Genomic DNA, 17,887 nt, shown 5'->3' with positions numbered 1-17,887 from the left:
CCCGTGGGCGGGAGATACCCGCGGACCTGGCAGGGACGCCCCGGCCTCAGCCGGCGCGCAGCTTGCGGTCCAGTTCCAGCACCGACTGGTACAGCACGCGGGTGCCGTCCAGCAGCTGCGCGGGTTCGATCCACTCTTCCGGGCAATGGCTGCGGCCGTTCAGGCAAGGAATGAAGATCATGCCGATGGGGCCGGTGGGCGCCATGTAGACCGCGTCGTGGCCCGCGCCGCTGGGCAGGCGCATGGAGGCGTAGCCCAGCTGGTCGGCGGCGGCCTGCACCGCGTCCATCACCAGCGGCGTGCAGTCGGTGGGCCGCGCGCGGCTCAGCTGGGTGAAGCTTGCGGACAGGCGCAGCGCGGTCAGGTCCGTGGCCACGCCGGCCATCAGGGTCTCGGGGAAGGCGTCCAGCACGGCGTCGCTGTCGCTGCGCATTTCCAGCGTCAGTTCGACGCGGCCCGGCACCGCGTTGGCGGCGTTGGGCGTCATGGACAGGCGGCCCACGGTGGCGACCACGTAATGCGGATTGCCGCTGGCGGCGCTGGCCTGGCGGTGGGCGGCATCGATGATGCGGGCCGCGCCCACCAGGGCGTCGCGGCGGATGTCCATGGGCGTGGTGCCGGCATGGTCGGGCTGGCCTTCCACCGTGATCAGCACGCGGCGGATGCCGACGATGTTGGTGACCACGCCGATGGGCAGGCCGCGGCTTTCCAGCACCGGACCTTGTTCGATATGCAGTTCCACGAACGCCGCGGTGCCATCGGCAGCGCGCAGCGGCGCGCCCAGCGCCGACGGGTCGCCGCCGATGCGGGCGATGCCGGCCGCCAGCGTTTCGCCCTCGGGGTTGCGGGCGGTCAGCATGTCGGGCGTGAGCTGGCCGCAGAGGGCGCGACTGCCGACACAGGAAATGCCGTAGTCGCTGGGCTCCTCGGACAGGAAGTCGATGACCTCGAAGGGGTGTTCCAGCTGCACGCCCTGTTCGCGCAAGGTGTGGGCGACTTCGATGCCGGCCAGCACGCCGATGATGCCGTCGAAACGGCCCCCGGCCATGACCGTGTCGCAGTGCGAGCCGGTGGCGATGGGCTTGCGCGCCGGGTCGCGCCCGGCCAGCGTGCCTATCAGGTTGCCGCCGGCGTCCAGGCGGGTGGTGAGGCCCGCGGCCTCGAATTCGCTGCGCAGCCAGGCGCGGGCTTCGTCGAACAGCGGCGAGAACGCGCGGCGGGTCCAGGGGACCTCGGGCAGGGTGTAGCGGGAAAGGGTTTCGACGCGGGCCCAGAGGCGCTCGGCGTTCAGGGGAGGAAAAGCGTGTGGCATGAGACTTCCTGAAATTGCGCCAGGAATTATGGCATGCGTGCCTGCAGCGTCTGGCTGCGCGGCGCATCCAGGAACAGCGCCACCACGGCGGCGCAGGCCAGGGTGATCGCGATCAGCGCGTGCAGCAGTTGGCGGAAGGCCTCGTCATAAGCCTGGCGCAGCAGCGCCGGACCCGCGTCGGGCAGGTGGGCCAGGGCCTGCGCCATGTCGCCGGCCGCGAGGTATTGCGCGGCGGCGCCTGGATCCGCGCCGAGCCGGTGGGCGACCAACAAGGTCAGCAAGGCGTTGACGCTGGCCAGCGCGATGCCTTCTCCGGCCACGCGGGTGGTGCTGAAGATGCCGGCGGCCATGCCCGCGCGCTCGGGCGGCGCGACGCTCATCGAGAGGCCGTCCATCAGGCCCCAGGGCAGGCCGGTGCCCGCGCCGATCAGCAGCATCGGCCAGAGCGCGGCCTGGGCCGGCTGTGCGACGCCGATGCGGCTGAGCCAATACAGGCCCAGGGCGGCGGCAAGCAGGCCCAGCGCGCAGCTACGGCCCGCGCTCATCCAGCGCGTGGTCCAGACGGCGACCGCCGGCATGAAGAGCAGCGGCGCGGACAGGGCCGCCATCGCCAGTCCCGCGCCGGCTTCGCCGCGCCCCTCGATGCCGATGAAGCGGATCGGCAGCAGCACCAGCAGCACCACATAGCAATAGCAGGTGGCCACGGGCAGCATCTGCACGCCGACAAAGCGCGGATAGCGCAACAGCGCCAGGTCCAGCATCGGCCGGCGCACGCGCCGCTCGATTGCCACGAAGGCCAGCAGGCACAGCGCCGCCGCCGCCAGCAGCTTCCAGGCGAGCGCCGACGCGTCGCGCGCGGCGGGCGTTTCCAGGATGCCCCAGGTCAAGAGCGCCAACGCGCAGGTGAAGGTCAGGCTGCCGGCCCAGTCCAGCGGGCCCGCTTGCGGGTCCCGCGATTCCTGCATCCGGGGCAGGGCGACGGCCAGCGCCAGCGCGCCGACCGCGGCGCTCGACAGAAAGACCGAGCGCCACCCCAGGCTGTCGATCAGCAGGCCGGCCAGCATCGGCCCCAGCGCCAGGCCCGCGCCGAAACTGGCGCCGAGCAGGCCGAATGCACGGGTGCGCGCCGGGCCCGGGCAGGCGTGGGCCAGGGACGCCGAGCCGCCGGCCAGGGCCGCGGCGGCGCCCGCGCCTTGCAGCGCGCGCAGGCCGTCCAGCCAGGCCACCGTGGGAGCGAGCGCCAGCGCAACCGATACCAGCGCGAACAAGGCCACGCCGGACACGAACAGGCGCTTGCGGCCATAGGCATCGGCCAGCGTGCCCGCCGCCATCAGCAGGCTGCCGAAGCTCAGCATGAAGGCGTTGGTGATCCAGCCGAGCGCCTGGGCGCCGCCGCCCAGGTCGCGGCCGATGGCGGGCGTGGCGACGGCGCCGCCGGAAAAGCTCAAGGGCAGGATGAGGGCGGCCGTGCAGACGGCAAGCACGGTCCAGCCCGGGGAGACAGGAACTGAGGAAGAAGAAGGCATCGACGAATCAGGTTGGAATAGCCGGGATAGGCGTCGATGAAGGATAAAATTGCGTCAATGAAACAAAAACACCGCCGATATCCTGTCTGAGCGGATAAATAATCCTTAATGGGGCGGAAATGGACAGCCTGAACGGAATACACGCCTTCGTCCACGCCGCACAGCGCGGCAGCTATGTCGCGGCCGCGGAGCATCTGGGCCTGTCGGCCTCGGCCGTGGGCAAGAGCGTGGCACGGCTGGAGGACAGGCTGGGCGTGCGCCTGCTTAACCGCAGCACGCGGCGCATCAGCCTGACCGAAGAGGGCGCGCTCTACCTGGAGCGCTGCCTGCGCATCGTGAACGAACTGGAGGAAGCGGAAGCCGAGGTGACGCGGGGCCGCGAGGCGCCGCGCGGCCGGCTGCGGGTCAGCGTGCCGGCCATCGGCTACCGCCTGCTGCTGCCATTGCTGCCCGAGTTCACCCGCCGCTATCCCGAGATCGAGCTGGAACTGGATTTCAACGACCGCATCGTCGATGTCATCGGCGAGGGGCTGGACGCGGTGATACGCAGCGGCGACTTTGCGGATTCGCGCTTGAGGGCGCGGCCGCTGCGGCCTTACCGCTTCGTGGTGGCGGGCGCGCCCGCCTATCTGGCCGCCCGTGGCACGCCGCGAGCGCCGGGCGACTTGGACGGACATGCCAGGCTGGCCTATCGCTATCCGGGCACGGGCCAGGTGCAGCCATGGCAGTTCCGCGACGGCCCTGTCGCACCCGCGCCGGCGGCGCTGAGCTTCAACAGCGTGGAGGCGTTGATCGGCGCGGCCCAAGCTGGGCTGGGCCTGGCCTATCTGCCCGATTTTGCGCTGCGGGCGGCCTTGGACGAAGGCCGTCTTGCCACCGTGCTGGACGACTGTCTCGATGCCGGTGGCCGCTTTTCCGTGCTGTGGCCGGACAGCAGGCACCCGCTGCCCAAGCTGCGGGCCTTCGTGGATTTCCTGGCCGAGCGGCTGGGCGCCTAGCGCTTTGCGCGCCAGGCGGGCTCGCGCTTTTCCAGGAAGGCGCTGACCCCTTCGCGCGCTTCGTCCGTGCTGCGCACGGCGGCGATGCGCTCCACCGTGTCGGCGATGAGGGCGGCGTCGATCTCCTGGCCGGCGAAATCGCGCACCAGCCGCTTGCTGGCCTGCACCGCGCCGGGGCCGTTGTCGCACAGGGCGTGGCACAGCGCCTCGGCGCGCTGCGCCAGCTCGGCCAGGGGCGCGATATCGTGCACCAATCCCAGCCGGAACGCGGTCGCGGCGTCGAAGCGCTCGGCGGTCAGGAAGTACCGGTTGGCCGCGCGCTCGCCCATGGCGCGCAGCACGTAGGGGCTGATGGTGGCGGGCAGCAGCCCCAGCCGGGTTTCCGACAAGCAGAAATGCGCGCTGTCCGCGGCGATGGCGATGTCGCAGGCCGACACCAGGCCCATGCCGCCGGCATAGGCGTCGCCGTTGACGCAGGCCACCACGGGCTTGGGGCAGGACCAGATCGCGTGCAGCATGCGGGCCAGCTTGGCCGCATCGGCGCGGTTCTCGGCGTCGGTCAGCGTGGCCATTTTGCGCATCCAGTTCAGGTCGCCGCCGGCGCAGAAGGCCTTGCCGGCGCCGGTCAGCAGCAGCACGCGCACGGCGGGATCGTCCACCGCAGCCTGCACGGCGCCGGTCAGGGCGGCGATCAGCGTGTCGTCGAACGCGTTGCGCATGTCGGGGCGGTTCAACGTCAGGCGGGCGATGGGGCCGTCGTGGGCGACGTCCAGCGGGGCGGGCGTGGTCATTCCTGGTCTCCAGTTTTCTTGATTCAAGCTCAACAAAGCAACGGGACTAACGATCGATTCTAGGTTGAAATTTCTGTTCCGGCCATCGAATCGGAACAAATATTGAGTTATCCTCAAAAAAAATAATGGAGCGAGACATGAGCCAGAACGCAGGCGGCGCGGCCGCCGGCCAGCGCTACGCGTCGGTATTCCGGCCGGGCCTGTATCAAGGCAAGACCATCGTCGTGACCGGGGGCGGCAGCGGCCTGGGCCGCTGCACCGCGCACGAGCTGGCGTCGCTGGGCGCAGGCCTGGCGCTGGTGGGGCGCAAGCTGGACAAGCTGCAGGCGGCGCAGGACGAAATCTCCCGCATCTATCCGGAGGCCGCCAGCCGCATCAGCGTGCACGCCTGCGACATTCGCCACGAGGCCGGCGTGCGCGGCGCGGTTTCCGATGCGCTGGCGCGGCATGGCGCCATCGACGGCTTGTTCAATTGCGCGGGCGGCCAGTTCCCCGCGCCGCTGGACCGCATCAGCTACAACGGCTGGAACGCGGTGGTGCAGAACAATCTGCACGGCACCTTCCTGATGTCGCGCGAGGTCTATACCCAGCACATGCGCCAGCATGGCGGCGCCATCGTCAACATGCTGGCCGACATCTGGGGCGGCATGCCGGGCATGGGGCATTCGGGTGCGGCCCGCGCCGGCGTCTGGAACCTGACCGAAACCGCGGCCTGCGAATGGGGCCATGCGGGCGTGCGCGTCAACGCGGTGGCGCCGGGCTGGATCGCTTCCAGCGGCATGGACAGCTACGACGAGGACTACCGCGCCGTGCTGCGCGAATTGCGCACCAAGGTGCCGCTGCAGCGCTTCGGCACCGAGGCCGAGCTGGCGGCGGCGGTGGTGTTCCTGCTGTCGCCGGCCGCCGCCTTCATCAACGGCAGCGTCATCCGGGTGGATGGCGGCGTGCCCAACGCCCGCCATTCCTGGACCCTGGCGCCCGCCGAGCGGGGCGAGGCCTACAACGGCTTTCCTCTGTACGAGCCGCCGTCCTTGTTTTCCGACGATTGAAGCCGATGCAGGGCGTCCCGTACTTCGCCGCGGAATTGCGCGAGCGCCAGCGCGTCCTGCGCGGGCGGTTGCAGCGCCTGCCACAGAAAGCCGACCAGCTGGTCGGCGGTGGCGGCCACGTTCACCCGCGCGCCGCGCAGGATGGCGTCCCACAGCACGTGCTCCATCGGCCCGTAGACGGCCGAGCGCAAGAGCCGCAGCGGCATGTCGCGGCGGATATCGCCGTCGGCCTGGCCCTGGGCCAGGATGCCCATCAGCGGCGCGGTGTAGCGGCGTTGCAGTTCCGCGTAGACCTCGCCGAAATCGTCGTTGCGCGCGCGCCCTTCGGACAGGATGAAGGCGCACAGCCCGGTGCCTTCGGCCAACAGGTGGCGCAGGTGCGCATGCACCAGGTAATGCAGCCGGGCCCGCGCGCCGTGCACGTGGGGCAGGCTGTCCTCGACCTTGGCGATGATCTCGTCGTACCAGTCGCTGATCACCCGCACGCACAGTTCGCGCTTGCCGCCGAAGTAAGTGAACACGGTGGCTTCGGACACGCCCAGGCGCTGCGCGATTTCGGTGGTGGTGGCCGCCTGGAAGCCGGCTTCGGAAAAGACCTGGCGGGCGACGCGCAGGATGTCGCGGATGCGCTGTTCGGATTTGGCGCTGGCCGGCGGGCGGCGCATCGGGACGGTGGCGGCTTTTTCCATGCGGCGGGGAGTGGGCTGGGGAGGGGCGGGGGCTTATTATTGAGCCAGGGTCAAGTTTGAGGCAAGACGTTACATCGCTGGCGCCGGGCGCCGGCGCGTTCGACAACAACATCAGAGACAAACCATGCTGTCCAGAGCCGATTCCTACGCGCAGCTCGCGTCCCAGTTCCAATGGCAGGTGCCGGCGGCCTACAACATCGGCGTCGACGCCTGCGACAAGTGGGCCGACGGCAGCGGCCGGCTGGCGCTGATCTACGAGCAGAGCGACGGCGCGCAATCGCGCTACACCTTCGATCAGATCAGGGCCCAGTCCAACCGCCTGGCGCACAGCCTGGAGCGCCACGGCGTCAAGCGCGGCGACCGCGTCGCCGTCTACCTGCCGCAGGCGCCCGAAACGGCGGTGACCCATATCGCGGTCTACAAGATGGGCGCGGTGGCGGTGCCGTTGTTCACGCTGTTCGGCGTGGACGCGATCCAGTACCGCCTGGCCAACAGCGGCGCGGCCGCATTGGTGACCGACGCGGAAGGCTGCCGCAAGCTGCGCGAGATCCGCGCCGGGCTGCCCGACCTGAAGGTGGTCTATTGCATCGACCCGGACTGCCCGGACGACGCCGTGCCTTTCCACGCTGCGCTGGCCACCGAATCCGACGACTACACGCCGGTGGCGACGGCGGCCGACGACCCGGCCGTCATCATCTATACGTCGGGCACCACCGGCAAGCCCAAGGGCGCGCTGCACGCGCACCGGGTGCTGCTGGGCCATCTGCCGGGCGTGGAGATGTCGCACGAATTTTTCCCGGAGAATGCCGCGCTGATGTGGACGCCGGCCGACTGGGCCTGGATCGGCGGCCTGCTGGACGTGCTGTTGCCGTCCTGGCACCACGGCGTGCCGGTGCTGGCGCGCCGCTTCGAGAAGTTCGACGGCGCCAGCGCCTTCGAGCTGATGGCGCGCCATGGCGTGACTCACACCTTCCTGCCGCCCACCGCACTCAAGATGATGCGCGGCGCCGAGCTGCCGGCCGGCGCCGGCGCGCTGGCGCTGCGCTCGGTGGCCAGCGGCGGCGAGTCGCTGGGGGCCGAACTCATAGACTGGGGCCGGCGCGTGCTGGGCGTGACCATCAACGAGTTCTACGGCCAGACCGAATGCAACATGCTGGTGTCGTCCTGCTCGTCCCTGTTCGCCCCCTGCATTGGCGCCATCGGCCGCGCGGCGCCGGGCCACCGGGTTGCTATTGTGGATGACCGTGGTGTCGAAGTGGCGGATGGACAGGAGGGGAATATCGGCGTATTGCGGCCGGACCCCGTCATGTTCCTGGGCTATTGGAACAACCCCGAGGCCACCGCCGAAAAATTCGCGGGCGACTACCTGCTGACCGGCGACCAGGGCGTGCGCGATGCGCAGGGTTTCATCCGCTTCGTCGGCCGCAACGACGACGTCATTACCAGCGCCGGCTACCGCATCGGCCCGGGACCCATCGAGGACTGCCTGATCGGCCATCCCGCCGTGCGCATGGCCGCGGTGGTGGGTGTGCCGGACGCCCAGCGCACCGAGATCGTGATGGCCTATGTGGTGCTGAACGCCGGCTACGAAGGCAGCGACGCGCTGGTGCAGGAGCTGCAGGCCCACGTGCGCAAGCGCCTGGCGGCCCACGAGTATCCGCGCGCGATCCGCTTTGTAACCAGTTTGCCGACGACCGCCACCGGCAAGATCATCCGCCGCGAGCTGCGCGACGGCCGCTACGCCTGACCCGTCTCAACCGGTGACAATGTCGTCCAAGAGGATGGGTTGACGGGCAACCAGCCGCTGCAAGTATGATGGCGCAAATTGATACGGCCCCATGCCAATTGGGGCCGTATCACCATTAGCCTTACTAGTATGGAGATAAACCCCGATGAATAAGCCTTTGGATGGGGGATTGGCAGCCTTGAACGTGCCTGCCTATGTGAAGCACCGCGGCCTGATCGACTGGGTCGCCAGCTTTGTGGCGCTGGCCAAGCCGGACCAGGTCGTCTGGTGCGACGGTTCCCAGGAAGAATATGACCGGCTGTGCGAACAGATGGTCCAGGCGGGCACGATGCGCAGGCTGAACCCCGCCAAGCGGCCTAATTCCTTCCTGGCGTGCTCGGATCCTTCCGACGTCGCCCGCGTGGAGGACCGCACCTTCATTTGCTCCGATCGCGCCGAGGACGCCGGCCCGACCAACAACTGGGCCGAGCCCGCCGCCATGCGCGAGACGCTCAACGGCCTGTTCGACGGCGCCATGCGCGGCCGCACGCTGTATGTCGTGCCGTTCTCGATGGGTCCGCTGGGTTCGGACATCGCCCACATCGGCGTGGAATTGTCCGACAGCCCCTACGTGGCCGTGAACATGCGCATCATGACGCGCATGGGCAAGCAGGTCTATGACGTGCTGGGCGCCGACGGCGACTTCGTGCCCTGTGTCCATTCGGTGGGCAAACCGCTGGCCGCAGGCGAGGCCGACGTGGCCTGGCCGTGCAACCCGACCAAGTACATCGTCCATTTCCCCAAGACCCGCGAAATCTGGAGCTTCGGCTCGGGCTACGGCGGCAACGCGCTGCTGGGTAAGAAGTGCTTCGCGCTGCGCATCGCCTCCACCATGGGCCGCGACCAGGGCTGGCTGGCCGAACACATGCTGATCCTGGGCGTGACCTCGCCCAAGGGCCGCAAGTATCACGTGGCAGCCGCGTTCCCGTCGGCCTGCGGCAAGACCAACTTCGCCATGCTGATCCCGCCGCAAGGCATGGACGGCTGGAAGGTCACCACCATCGGCGACGACATCGCCTGGATCAAGCCCGGCAAGGACGGCCGCCTGCACGCCATCAACCCGGAAGCCGGCTACTTCGGCGTGGCCCCGGGCACCAGCGAGCAGACCAACTTCAACGCCATGGCCACGCTCAAGGCCAACGTCATCTTTACCAACGTGGCGCTCACCGATGACGGCGACGTCTGGTGGGAAGGCATGACGGACGAACCGCCGGCGCACCTGATCGACTGGCAGGGCCAGGACTGGACGCCCGCCATCGCGCGCGAAACCGGCCGCAAGGCCGCGCACCCGAACGCGCGCTTCACCGCGCCGGCCGCGCAATGCCCGTCCATCGACCCCGAATGGGAAAACCCCGAAGGCGTGGTCATCGACGCCTTCATCTTCGGCGGTCGCCGCTCCACCACCGTGCCGCTGGTCACCGAAGCCCGCAACTGGGTCGAAGGCGTCTACATGGCCGCCACCATGGGCTCGGAAACCACCGCCGCCGCTGCCGGCCAGCAGGGCGTGGTGCGTCGCGATCCCTTCGCCATGCTGCCGTTCTGCGGCTACAACATGAGCGACTACTTCAGCCACTGGCTGAAGCTGGGCAAGCAGCTGGAAGCCGCCGGCGCCACCTTGCCGCGCATCTACTGCGTCAACTGGTTCCGCAAGGGTCCGGACGGCAAGTTCGTCTGGCCGGGGTTCGGCGACAACATGCGCGTGCTGCGCTGGATGCTGGGCCGCATCGACGGCCAGTCCAAGGGCGTGGACCAGGTGTTCGGCATTTCGCCGAGCTACCAGGACATCGACTGGACCGGCCTGGAGTTCAGCCCGGACAAGTTCGAACAGGTCATGTCGGTCGACGCCGCCGCCTGGCGCGACGAACTGGCATTGCACCAGGAGCTCTTCGCCCAGCTCAAGCAGGGCCTGCCCGCAGACCTGCCGGCCACCAAGGCCAGCATCGAAGGCCGCCTGGCGGCCTGAGGCCGGCAGGGCGTCGAGAGGGTGTCCGACGCTGGCGCACTGCCGGCGTCTGACACTCCATGGGAAGCTTGCGCAGGTTGAGACGGATCCGCCCGGTTGCCAGACAGCCGGACGGAGCCGGCTTCCGGCGACGGCCGCATGCGGTTTTTTGCTGCACAATCACCCCATGAAACTCGACGCCGAAGACCTCGCCAAGATCAGCTCCCTGACCGTCGCGCACTACCAAGAGAACGCGGAATCGTTCGAGGCCGGCACGCGCGACCATGACGTCAGCCAGAACATTGCGGCGCTTCTGCGCCACATCGAAGGCGATCCTCCCTACGACATCCTGGATTTCGGCTGCGGGCCGGGCCGCGACCTGAAAACGTTCGCGGCCCTGGGCCACCGGCCGGTCGGCCTGGACGGGACGCCGCGCTTTGTCGAGATGGCGCGGCAGGCCACTGGCTGCGAGGTCTGGCAGCAGGACTTCCTGCGCCTGGCGTTGCCGCCAGAGCGCTTCGACGGCATCTTTGCCAACGCCGCCTTGTTCCACGTGCCTGGCCAGGAACTGCCGCAGGTGCTGCGCGCCTTGCATGGCGCGCTCAAGCCGCGCGGCGTGCTGTTCAGCTCCAACCCGCGCGGCGGCAACCAGGAAGGCTGGAACCGCGGGCGCTACGGCGCCTACCATGACCTGGAAGGCTGGAGCGCGCTGCTGACGGCGGCCGGCTTCGAGGCGCTGGAACACTACTACCGGCCGCAGGGCCTGCCGCGCGAGCAACAGCCCTGGCTGGCCAGCGTCTGGCGGCGTACGGTGTAGTTCAGGCGGCCTGGATGGTCCAGGGCGCATCCGGCAGATCGATCACTTCGCAATCCACCGTGGGGCCTGCGCGCTCCAGCACGGCGAATTCGCCGTCCGCCAGCGCCATCAGCGGGTGGTGCCAGACATCCCTGCGCAGCGTGATGCCCACGCCCGCGCCCGCCATGAAGGCGCGCAGCGTGGCCAGGTCCGGCGCCTCCGCGCCCAGTGCCACCAGCACCACATAAGGCGTGCCTGCCAGCGGCAGGAAGGTCTGGCTGCCCAGCCTGTGGCGTTCCAGCATGCGCGCGGCAAAGGGCAGGGCGATCGCCTGCGCGCGGAAAACCGATAGCGAAGGCCGGCCTTCCGCGTCCAGCAGATCGGGTTCGCCCATTTCCACCCGCAGCGAGGTGCCGGCGTTGATGGAACGGCCGGCGCGGCCGGCGCTGCTGACGACTTCGCCATAGGGAGCGAAGGTCTCGGGTGTCAGGGGCTGGGCGATCAGGGTGCGGGCGGCCATCAGAAATTGATCCCCAGCCATTCGCGCACCTGCTCGTGCAGGTCGCCGGCGAAGTCCTCCGGCGAACCCGAGGCGGTGATCTCGCCCAGGCTCAGCACGTAGATGTGGTTGGACATGGCCACCACCCGGCGCACGTTGTGGTCCACCAGCAGGATGCCCATGCCGGCGTCGGCGAAGGCGCGGATCCATTGGAAGACTTCGGCCGCGACGCGCGGCGCCAGGCCGATGCTGGGCTCGTCGATCAGGCAGACCTGCGGCTGCACCATGTAGGCCTTGGCGAATTCCAGCGATTTCTGCTGGCCGCCGGACAGGTTGCCGGCCTGGTCCTTGAGCTTTTCCTTCAGCACCGGAAAGCGCTCCAGCGTTTCCTTGAAGCGCGGCTCCAGCACGTCGCCGTAGCGCTTGCGCCGGCCTTCCAGCGGCAGGCGCAGGTTCTCTTCCACCGTCAGGTAGGGGAACAGGCTGGACTCCTGCGGGATGTACCAGAGGCCGTCGTCGATCATGCGGTGCGGCGGCTGGCCCGAGATGTCGCGCCCGGCGCGCGTGACGCGGCCGGACTTGGGCCGCAGGAAGCCGCAGATGGCTTTCATCAGCGTGGACTTGCCCGCGCCGTTCAGGCCGATCAGGCCGCTGATGCGGCCGGCCTGCACCGTGAGCGAGACGTTGCGCAGCACGTCGATGTCGCCCATGTAGCCCGCGGTCACGCCTTCCATGGCGAGCAGCGTGTCAGGCATGGTCCTGCTCCTCTTGTCCCGGTTCGCCCAGATAGGCTTCGATCACCGCGGGTTCGCGCAGCACCTGCTGCGTGGGGCCGTCGGCCAGCACGCGGCCGGCGTTCATGCACACCGAGCGCGGGCACAAGTCCACCACCACCGGCATGTCGTGGCTGACCAGGATGAAGGTCTGGCCGCTCTGGTTGCGGCGGCGGATGAATTCCGACATGGTTTCCTTCATGACCGGATGCACCGCGGCGAAGGGCTCGTCCAGCAGCGCGATGCGCGGCTGCGCCATGAAGCAGGCGCCGAACTCCAACAGCTTCTTCTGTCCGCCCGATAGCTGTCCGGCGTCCAGGTGCATGACGTGGGCCAGCTTGAGCTCGTCCAGCAGATCCAGCGCGCGGCGGCTGGCGGCCGTTTCGTCCAGGCCCATGGCCAGCCCGCATACGATCAGGTTGTCATAGGCGCTGACCCGGTTGAAGACGCGGGTCATCTGGAACATGCGCAGCACGCCCAGCCGCGTCAGCCGCGTGGGATTCAGGCCCATCACGCTGCGGCCGTCCAGCAGCACCTGTCCCGCGTCCGCCGCCAGGTGGCCGGACAGCACATTGAGCAGGGTGGTCTTGCCGGAGCCGTTGGGGCCGATCAGTCCCAGCAGCTCGCCGTCGGCGACGTTCATGCCCGCGCCGTTCACGGCCAGCAGGCCGCCGAAGCGTTTTTGTATTCCGGATATCTGCAGCAGTGGCATCAGGCCCCCCTGGCGCTGGCGCGGGCGTCGCTGGATCGGCGCAGGAAGGCGCGGCGCGCCAGGCCCCACAGCCCTTCGCGGAAGAAGCGCGCGAAGATGATGACCAGCAGCGCGAATACGATCATCTGGATGTTGCCCGCGTCGCGCAGCAGTTCCGACGCGACGTACACCAGCACCGCACCCAGGAGCGGCCCGACCAGCGTGCCCATGCCGCCGATCACCACCATGGCAATCACCATGCCGGTCTGCGTCACGATGCCGAGTTCCGGACTGACCAGCTGCGCGAAGGTGCCGTACAGGCCGCCGGCGAAGCCGCAGATGGCGCAGCTGACCAGGAAGGCCAGCGTCTTGTAGCGCACCACGTCGATGCCGCGGCTGGCCGCGCCGATCTCGTCGTCGCGGATGGCCTGCAGGAAGCGCCCCGGGCGCGCCCGCAGCAGCAGGAAGATCAGCAGCGTCACCGCCGCCAGCGCGGCCAGGAACAGGTAATAGTTGCCCACGCGGCTCTCCAGCAGCGCCGGCACGTGCAGACCCTGGTCGCCCCGCGTGAAGTCGATGGAGTTGTAGATCACCAGGCGCACGATCTCGGCGAAGGACAGCGTGGTCAGCGCCAGGTAGGGCCCGGACAGACGCAGCACGATGCGGCCCAGCACCAAGCCGACCAGTCCGGGCACCACCGCGGACAGCGGCAGGCCCAGCCACAGCGGCACCTGCCAGTGATAGGCCAGGAGACCAGTGGTGTAGCCGCCCAGCATGGCGAAGGCGGCCGGCGCCAGCGAGAACTGGCCGGCATAGCCCGCCAGCAGGTTCCAGCCGCAGGCCAGCATGGCGAAGTACATGCTGACGATCAGCACGCCCAGCCAGTACGGCGAGGACACGCCCAGCGGCAGCAGCGCCAGCACGGCCAGGAACGCCAGCGACAGCCGCATTTCCTGGGTCAGCTTGTTGCGCAGCAGATTGGGATGGGTCAGTGGATCCATGTTCAGACCTCCCGCGCGCGTTCGCCGAACAGGCCCTTGGGCCGGAACAGCAGGATCAGGATCAGCAAGGCCAGGCCGAAGGTGTCGCGGTAGTCATAGGACAGGTAGACCGCGCCGAAGCTCTCCAGCACCCCCAGCGCCAGCGCCGCGACGATGCTGCCGGGAATCGAGCCCATGCCGCCTATGACCACGATCACATAGGACTTGATCGCCGGAAACGCGCCCACGTCCGGCGCCGGGTTGATGACCGGCGCCAGCAGCGCGCCGGCCAGCGCCGCCAGCACGCCGGAGGCCATGAAGATGATGCTGCTGGCGCGCGCCGTGTCGATGCCGGCGATAGAGGCGCCCAGCCGGTTCTGCGCCACCGCCTGCACCTGCCGGCCCCACAGCGAGCGCTTGATGAAGAGCGCCAGTCCGATCAGCAGCACGATGGACAGGCCCGCGGTGATCAGCTTCTGGCCGCTCATCATGAAGGGGCCGATCGCCATGCGCGTCACGTCGGACAGCGCCGGGCCGCGCATGGGGTAGGGGCCCACGACCTTGTCCACCAGGTTGATCAGCAGCAGCGACAGGCCGAAGGTAACGACCACCGCGTACTCGTCCTTCATCAGCCCCCAGGAGCCGTAGCCCGCATACAGCGGACGCATCAGCCAGCGTTCCGTGGCCCAGCCCAGCAGCGCGCCAGCGGCGGCCGCCACCGGCAGCGCCAGCCAGGGTGGTACGCCCAGGGCCAGCGACACCAGGGTGTAGGTGTAGGCGCCTATCATGTAGAACTCGCCATGGGCGAAGTTCACGACCTTCAGGATGCCGAAGATCATGGTCAGGCCGACCGCCATCAGCGCGTAGTACAGGCCGATGATCAGGCCGTTGACGAACAGGTCCAATGCCAGCACTCGATTCTCCCTGGCGCCGGGGCGCGGCCCCGGCGCGTGTTGCGGTCACGGCGTGGAGGCGATCCAGCCTTCTTGCTGTCGGGGCAGCAAGCCGAAGACGCAGCGTGGGGGCGCCACTATTTCGGTTTGACCAGCTTGTCGACCTGCAGCGGCTGGCCGGTGGCCTGGATCAGCGTGGTCTTGCTCAGTGGCTGGTCCACCTCGGTCAGCTGATAGGTGACGTAGGGAATGTCGACCCACTGCTGGTAGGTGTAGCCGGGCTGCTGCGAGAACCCGAACTTGCCGCGCACGCCTTCGAACTGCATGCCTTGCAGCGCCTTGATGATGGCGGCGCTGTCGGTGGACTTGGCCTCTTCGATGGCGCGGGCGATCAGGAGCACCGAGTCCGCGGCCTGGAAGATCAGGCGGTTGGGTTCGGTCTTGGCCTGCTTCTGGTAAGTGGCGGCCACGTCCAGGCCCATCTGCGGCATGGGCATCTGCGGGTGGTAAAGGCCGAAGGCCAGCATGTACTTGCCGGCTTCCTTCACGTTCTTCCAGAAGTCCGGATAGTCGGCGATGCCGGCGCCGTCGTAGAACCAGGTCTTGGCGCTGGGCGCCACGCCTTGTTCGTAGAGCTGGTTCATCAGGATGTAGGCGGCCGGCGGCAGCATGATGTTGACCACCAGGTCCGGCGGGCTTGCGCGCAACGGCAGCACGGCCGGCGTGAAGTCCTTGCCGGCGCGGTCCAGCGCCACGTACTTGTACTGGGTCTGCGGCGCGGCCTTCTTGAGGAACTCGCCCAGCAGCTTGGCCTGGCCGATACCGTAGTCGGTGTTCTCGGCGAAGGCGATCACGTTCTTGACCTTCAGCGCCGCGATGGTGTCGGCCATGGCGCTGGAGACGCGGGTGTTGTAGTTGGCCGGATTGAAGACTTCCGGATAGCCCTTGGCGCGCACGTCGTCGGACCAGCAATTGGTGTTGACGTAGGGCACCTTGTAGCGGTGCGCGACTTCGATTTCGGCCAGGCAGACCGAGCTTTGGTGGCCGCCCGTCACGGCCACGACCTTGTCGCGCGAGATCAGTTTCTCGGCCGCCGCGCGGCCTTTTTCCGGAATGCCCTGGTTGTCTTCGTAGACGATCTTCAGCGGCCGGCCCAGCACGCCGCCCTTGTCGTTGATCATCTTGGCGATGATTTCCACGCCGTCCTTCACCTGGGTGCCTTGCACCACCGAGCCGGGCGGGGACTGCGCGATGCTCACGCCGATGACGACAGGATCGGCGCCGTGGGCGGCAGAGGCAAGTACGACCGCGGATACGGCTGCGGCTAAGCGGAGCAGTTTCATCGTGGTTTCCTTTTGGAAAGGATCAACGGCGATGCCGTCGCTCGCGCGGGCGAGGCGTCGGCGGGCGGGAACTCTGCTTGTTTGTAATCTTGTAGTACCGGTCTGACCAGTTAGGGCTTACCAGCATGGAGACTGGGGCCGGCGATGGCGCCGGCCCCGGCGGCGGCGTCAGGCCGCCAGCAGGCTTTCCACGCGGGCGGCGGTGTTCAGCACGCGCCAATCGGCGCCGCGCGCACCGGCGATCTGCAAGCCCAGCGGCAAGCCGTTGCGGCCGCTGCCGCAGGGCAGCGTCAACGCCGGCATGCCGGTCAGGTTGAAGGGCATGGTGAGGCCCGTGACGGCGGTGTGCAGCGGCACTTCGCGGCCCCCGATGGTGACCGCGCCGGCGCCGGAGCGCGGCGGCTCGATGCGCAGCGTGGGGGTGACCAGCACGTCCACCGACTGCATCGCCTGGTCGAACATGCGCGCCAGCGCGGCGCGGCCGCGCTGCGCCCGCGTGTACCAGGTGGCAGGGAAGAACTGGCCGATCTCCAGGCGCACGCGCACGTCGTCGCCCAGCGTCTCGGGCTGGTCGACCAGCCGGCGCCAGTGGATGTCGGTGGCTTCGCTGCACAGGGTGGCGAATTGCAGCGCCGCGCTGTGCTCGACGCCGGGCAGGTCCAGCGGCACCAGCGTGGCGCCATCGGCCTGCATCTGCGCCAGCGCATGGTCGACTGCCTGCGCCACGTCCTCGGCCAGCGGGTCGTAGAAGTAATTGCGCGGCACGCCCACGCGCAGGCCCGTCAGCGCGCCGGCGCTGACGGTGCGTTCGGCCTGGCCCGACATGATCGAATAGGCCAGGGCGGCATCCGCCACGCTGGCGGCTATGGGACCCAGGTGGTCCAGGCTGGCGCCCAGCGCCTGCGCGCCCTCGCGCGAAATGGCGTCGAAGGTGGGTTTGAAGCCGACCACGCCGCAGCAGGCGGCGGGGATGCGGATGGACCCTGCGGTGTCGGTGCCGATGGCCAGGCGGACGATGCCGGCGGCCACCGCCGCGGCCGAGCCGCCGCTGGAGCCGCCCGCGGTATAGCCCGCCCCGCGCGGATTGCCGACCCAGCCGTAATGCGGGTTTTCGCTGGTGATGCCGTAGGCCAGCTCGTGCAGGTTGGTCGTGCCCACCACCAGCGCGCCGGCTTCGCGCAGCCGCGCCACGGCCAGCGCATCGTGCAACGCGGGCGGCGGCTTCAGGCCGCCGCTGCCGTTGGTCTGGGGAAAGCCTGCGACCTGCATCAGGTCCTTGACGGCGATCGGCACGCCCATCAGCGGCATGGCCGCGCCTTCGCGCAGCCTGCGCGCGGCCGCGGCCGCGGCGCCGTCCAGCGCCGGGGTGTCGGACAGGCTGATGAAGGCATTCAGACCGGCCTGCTGCCGGGCTGCGGCCAGCGCGGCGCGGGCGGCGTCGGCGGCGCGCGCCGGGTCCTCGCGGCATTCGCGGGCAATCGCGGCGATGCCGCGCGCATGGCGCGACACCGCGACGCCGCGGCCGGCCTGCGCAGCGGGCAGCCGTTCAGCGGGCGCGGCGGGCGGCGGCGCCAGGTAGCCCAGCTCGGCTTCCGGCGCCAGCGAGTCCAGCACGGTGAGTTCGGGCAGATTGACGCGCAGCCGGTCCAGCCAGGCCTGGCGGCGTTCGGAATAGGGGTAGTCAGCCAGTCGGGCCATGGCGTCGACGGCGCGGGCAAATCGATCGTAGAGGTCGGTCATGAGCGGCGCTATGTACGAGAGAGTGCGTGGGGCCCGCGGCCGTGCCGGGGCGCTTTGCAGTACGGCTTTATCCTAACCG

Annotated in this window: 16 protein-coding genes; 5 read left to right on the top strand and 11 right to left on the bottom strand. The window is 69.0% G+C overall.

What is annotated here, in order from left to right; genetic code table 11:
- Nucleotides 1-46: 46 nt before the first annotated feature.
- Together ertE and NGK62_RS24645 are read right to left on the bottom strand one after the other, a co-directional pair.
- On the bottom strand, nt 47-1,312 hold the full coding sequence (gene ertE / locus NGK62_RS24650; RefSeq protein WP_251880747.1) for an N-carbamyl-l-glutamate amidohydrolase ErtE: 1,266 nt from the start codon (nt 1,310-1,312) through the stop codon (nt 47-49).
- A 26-nt stretch (nt 1,313-1,338) separates the two neighbouring features.
- A complete protein-coding gene (locus NGK62_RS24645; RefSeq protein ID WP_251880745.1) occupies nt 1,339-2,838 on the bottom strand; it encodes an MFS transporter in 1,500 nt (499 codons plus the stop codon).
- 119 nt (nt 2,839-2,957) lie between these two features.
- On the opposite strand from NGK62_RS24645, the gene NGK62_RS24640 reads away from it, so the two are divergent.
- Nucleotides 2,958-3,836, top strand: a complete 879-nt coding sequence (locus NGK62_RS24640) for a LysR family transcriptional regulator (protein ID WP_251880744.1) — start codon at nt 2,958-2,960, stop codon at nt 3,834-3,836.
- Here the strand turns inward: NGK62_RS24640 and NGK62_RS24635 are convergent.
- Nucleotides 3,833-4,627 carry an enoyl-CoA hydratase/isomerase family protein gene (locus NGK62_RS24635; protein WP_251880743.1) on the bottom strand — a complete coding sequence of 265 codons (795 nt, stop codon included), beginning with the start codon at nt 4,625-4,627 and terminating at the stop codon, nt 3,833-3,835. The two genes, NGK62_RS24640 and NGK62_RS24635, sit on opposite strands and share 4 nt — an antisense overlap.
- A gap of 137 nt (nt 4,628-4,764) precedes the next feature.
- On the opposite strand from NGK62_RS24635, the gene NGK62_RS24630 reads away from it, so the two are divergent.
- Nucleotides 4,765-5,676 carry an SDR family oxidoreductase gene (locus NGK62_RS24630; protein ID WP_251880741.1) on the top strand — a complete coding sequence of 304 codons (912 nt, stop codon included), beginning with the start codon at nt 4,765-4,767 and terminating at the stop codon, nt 5,674-5,676.
- On the opposite strand, the gene NGK62_RS24625 is transcribed toward NGK62_RS24630, so the two are convergent.
- On the bottom strand, nt 5,625-6,365 hold the full coding sequence (locus NGK62_RS24625) for a TetR/AcrR family transcriptional regulator (RefSeq protein WP_251880740.1): 741 nt from the start codon (nt 6,363-6,365) through the stop codon (nt 5,625-5,627). The two genes, NGK62_RS24630 and NGK62_RS24625, sit on opposite strands and share 52 nt — an antisense overlap.
- 124 nt (nt 6,366-6,489) lie before the next feature.
- Between NGK62_RS24625 and NGK62_RS24620 the strand changes: the two genes are divergently transcribed.
- The 3 genes from NGK62_RS24620 to NGK62_RS24610 all read left to right on the top strand — a co-directional run bounded on the left by NGK62_RS24620 (nt 6,490) and on the right by NGK62_RS24610 (nt 10,910).
- Entirely contained in the window at nt 6,490-8,112 is a 1,623-nt protein-coding gene (locus tag NGK62_RS24620) for an acyl-CoA synthetase (protein WP_118934954.1), read from the top strand.
- Between the two features lie 145 nt (nt 8,113-8,257).
- The gene (locus NGK62_RS24615; RefSeq protein WP_059379349.1) at nt 8,258-10,114 is read left to right on the top strand and encodes a phosphoenolpyruvate carboxykinase (GTP); all 1,857 of its coding nucleotides are present in this window, start codon (nt 8,258-8,260) and stop codon (nt 10,112-10,114) included.
- A gap of 166 nt (nt 10,115-10,280) precedes the next feature.
- A complete protein-coding gene (locus NGK62_RS24610) occupies nt 10,281-10,910 on the top strand; it encodes a class I SAM-dependent DNA methyltransferase (protein WP_059379350.1) in 630 nt (209 codons plus the stop codon).
- 1 nt (nt 10,911) lies between these two features.
- Here NGK62_RS24610 and NGK62_RS24605 read toward each other — a convergent pair whose 3' ends face one another.
- The 7 genes from NGK62_RS24605 to NGK62_RS24575 form a co-directional block, all read right to left on the bottom strand.
- A complete protein-coding gene (locus NGK62_RS24605; protein ID WP_059379351.1) occupies nt 10,912-11,409 on the bottom strand; it encodes an ureidoglycolate lyase in 498 nt (165 codons plus the stop codon).
- Nucleotides 11,409-12,143, bottom strand: a complete 735-nt coding sequence (locus tag NGK62_RS24600) for an ABC transporter ATP-binding protein (protein ID WP_059379352.1) — start codon at nt 12,141-12,143, stop codon at nt 11,409-11,411. The genes NGK62_RS24605 and NGK62_RS24600 overlap by 1 nt, the downstream gene beginning before the upstream one ends.
- Nucleotides 12,136-12,873, bottom strand: a complete 738-nt coding sequence (locus NGK62_RS24595; RefSeq protein WP_251880738.1) for an ABC transporter ATP-binding protein — start codon at nt 12,871-12,873, stop codon at nt 12,136-12,138. Before NGK62_RS24595 ends, NGK62_RS24600 begins: the two co-directional genes overlap by 8 nt.
- The gene (locus NGK62_RS24590) at nt 12,873-13,853 is read right to left on the bottom strand and encodes a branched-chain amino acid ABC transporter permease (protein WP_251880737.1); all 981 of its coding nucleotides are present in this window, start codon (nt 13,851-13,853) and stop codon (nt 12,873-12,875) included. Before NGK62_RS24590 ends, NGK62_RS24595 begins: the two co-directional genes overlap by 1 nt.
- A 2-nt stretch (nt 13,854-13,855) precedes the next feature.
- A complete protein-coding gene (locus NGK62_RS24585; RefSeq protein ID WP_059379354.1) occupies nt 13,856-14,746 on the bottom strand; it encodes a branched-chain amino acid ABC transporter permease in 891 nt (296 codons plus the stop codon).
- A 116-nt stretch (nt 14,747-14,862) separates the two neighbouring features.
- Nucleotides 14,863-16,068: an ABC transporter substrate-binding protein gene (locus NGK62_RS24580; protein ID WP_059379355.1), complete on the bottom strand. Its 1,206-nt coding sequence runs from the start codon at nt 16,066-16,068 to the stop codon at nt 14,863-14,865.
- A gap of 168 nt (nt 16,069-16,236) precedes the next feature.
- Nucleotides 16,237-17,808 carry an amidase gene (locus tag NGK62_RS24575; protein WP_251880735.1) on the bottom strand — a complete coding sequence of 524 codons (1,572 nt, stop codon included), beginning with the start codon at nt 17,806-17,808 and terminating at the stop codon, nt 16,237-16,239.
- Between the last annotated feature and the right edge of the window lie 79 nt (nt 17,809-17,887).

The sequence above is a fragment of the Achromobacter sp. Marseille-Q4954 genome, assembly GCF_943737025.1.
GTDB lineage: Bacteria > Pseudomonadota > Gammaproteobacteria > Burkholderiales > Burkholderiaceae_B > Achromobacter > Achromobacter bronchisepticus_A.
Note: the sequence above shows the minus strand (reverse complement) of the source record. Positions and strands in the feature narration are given on the sequence as shown.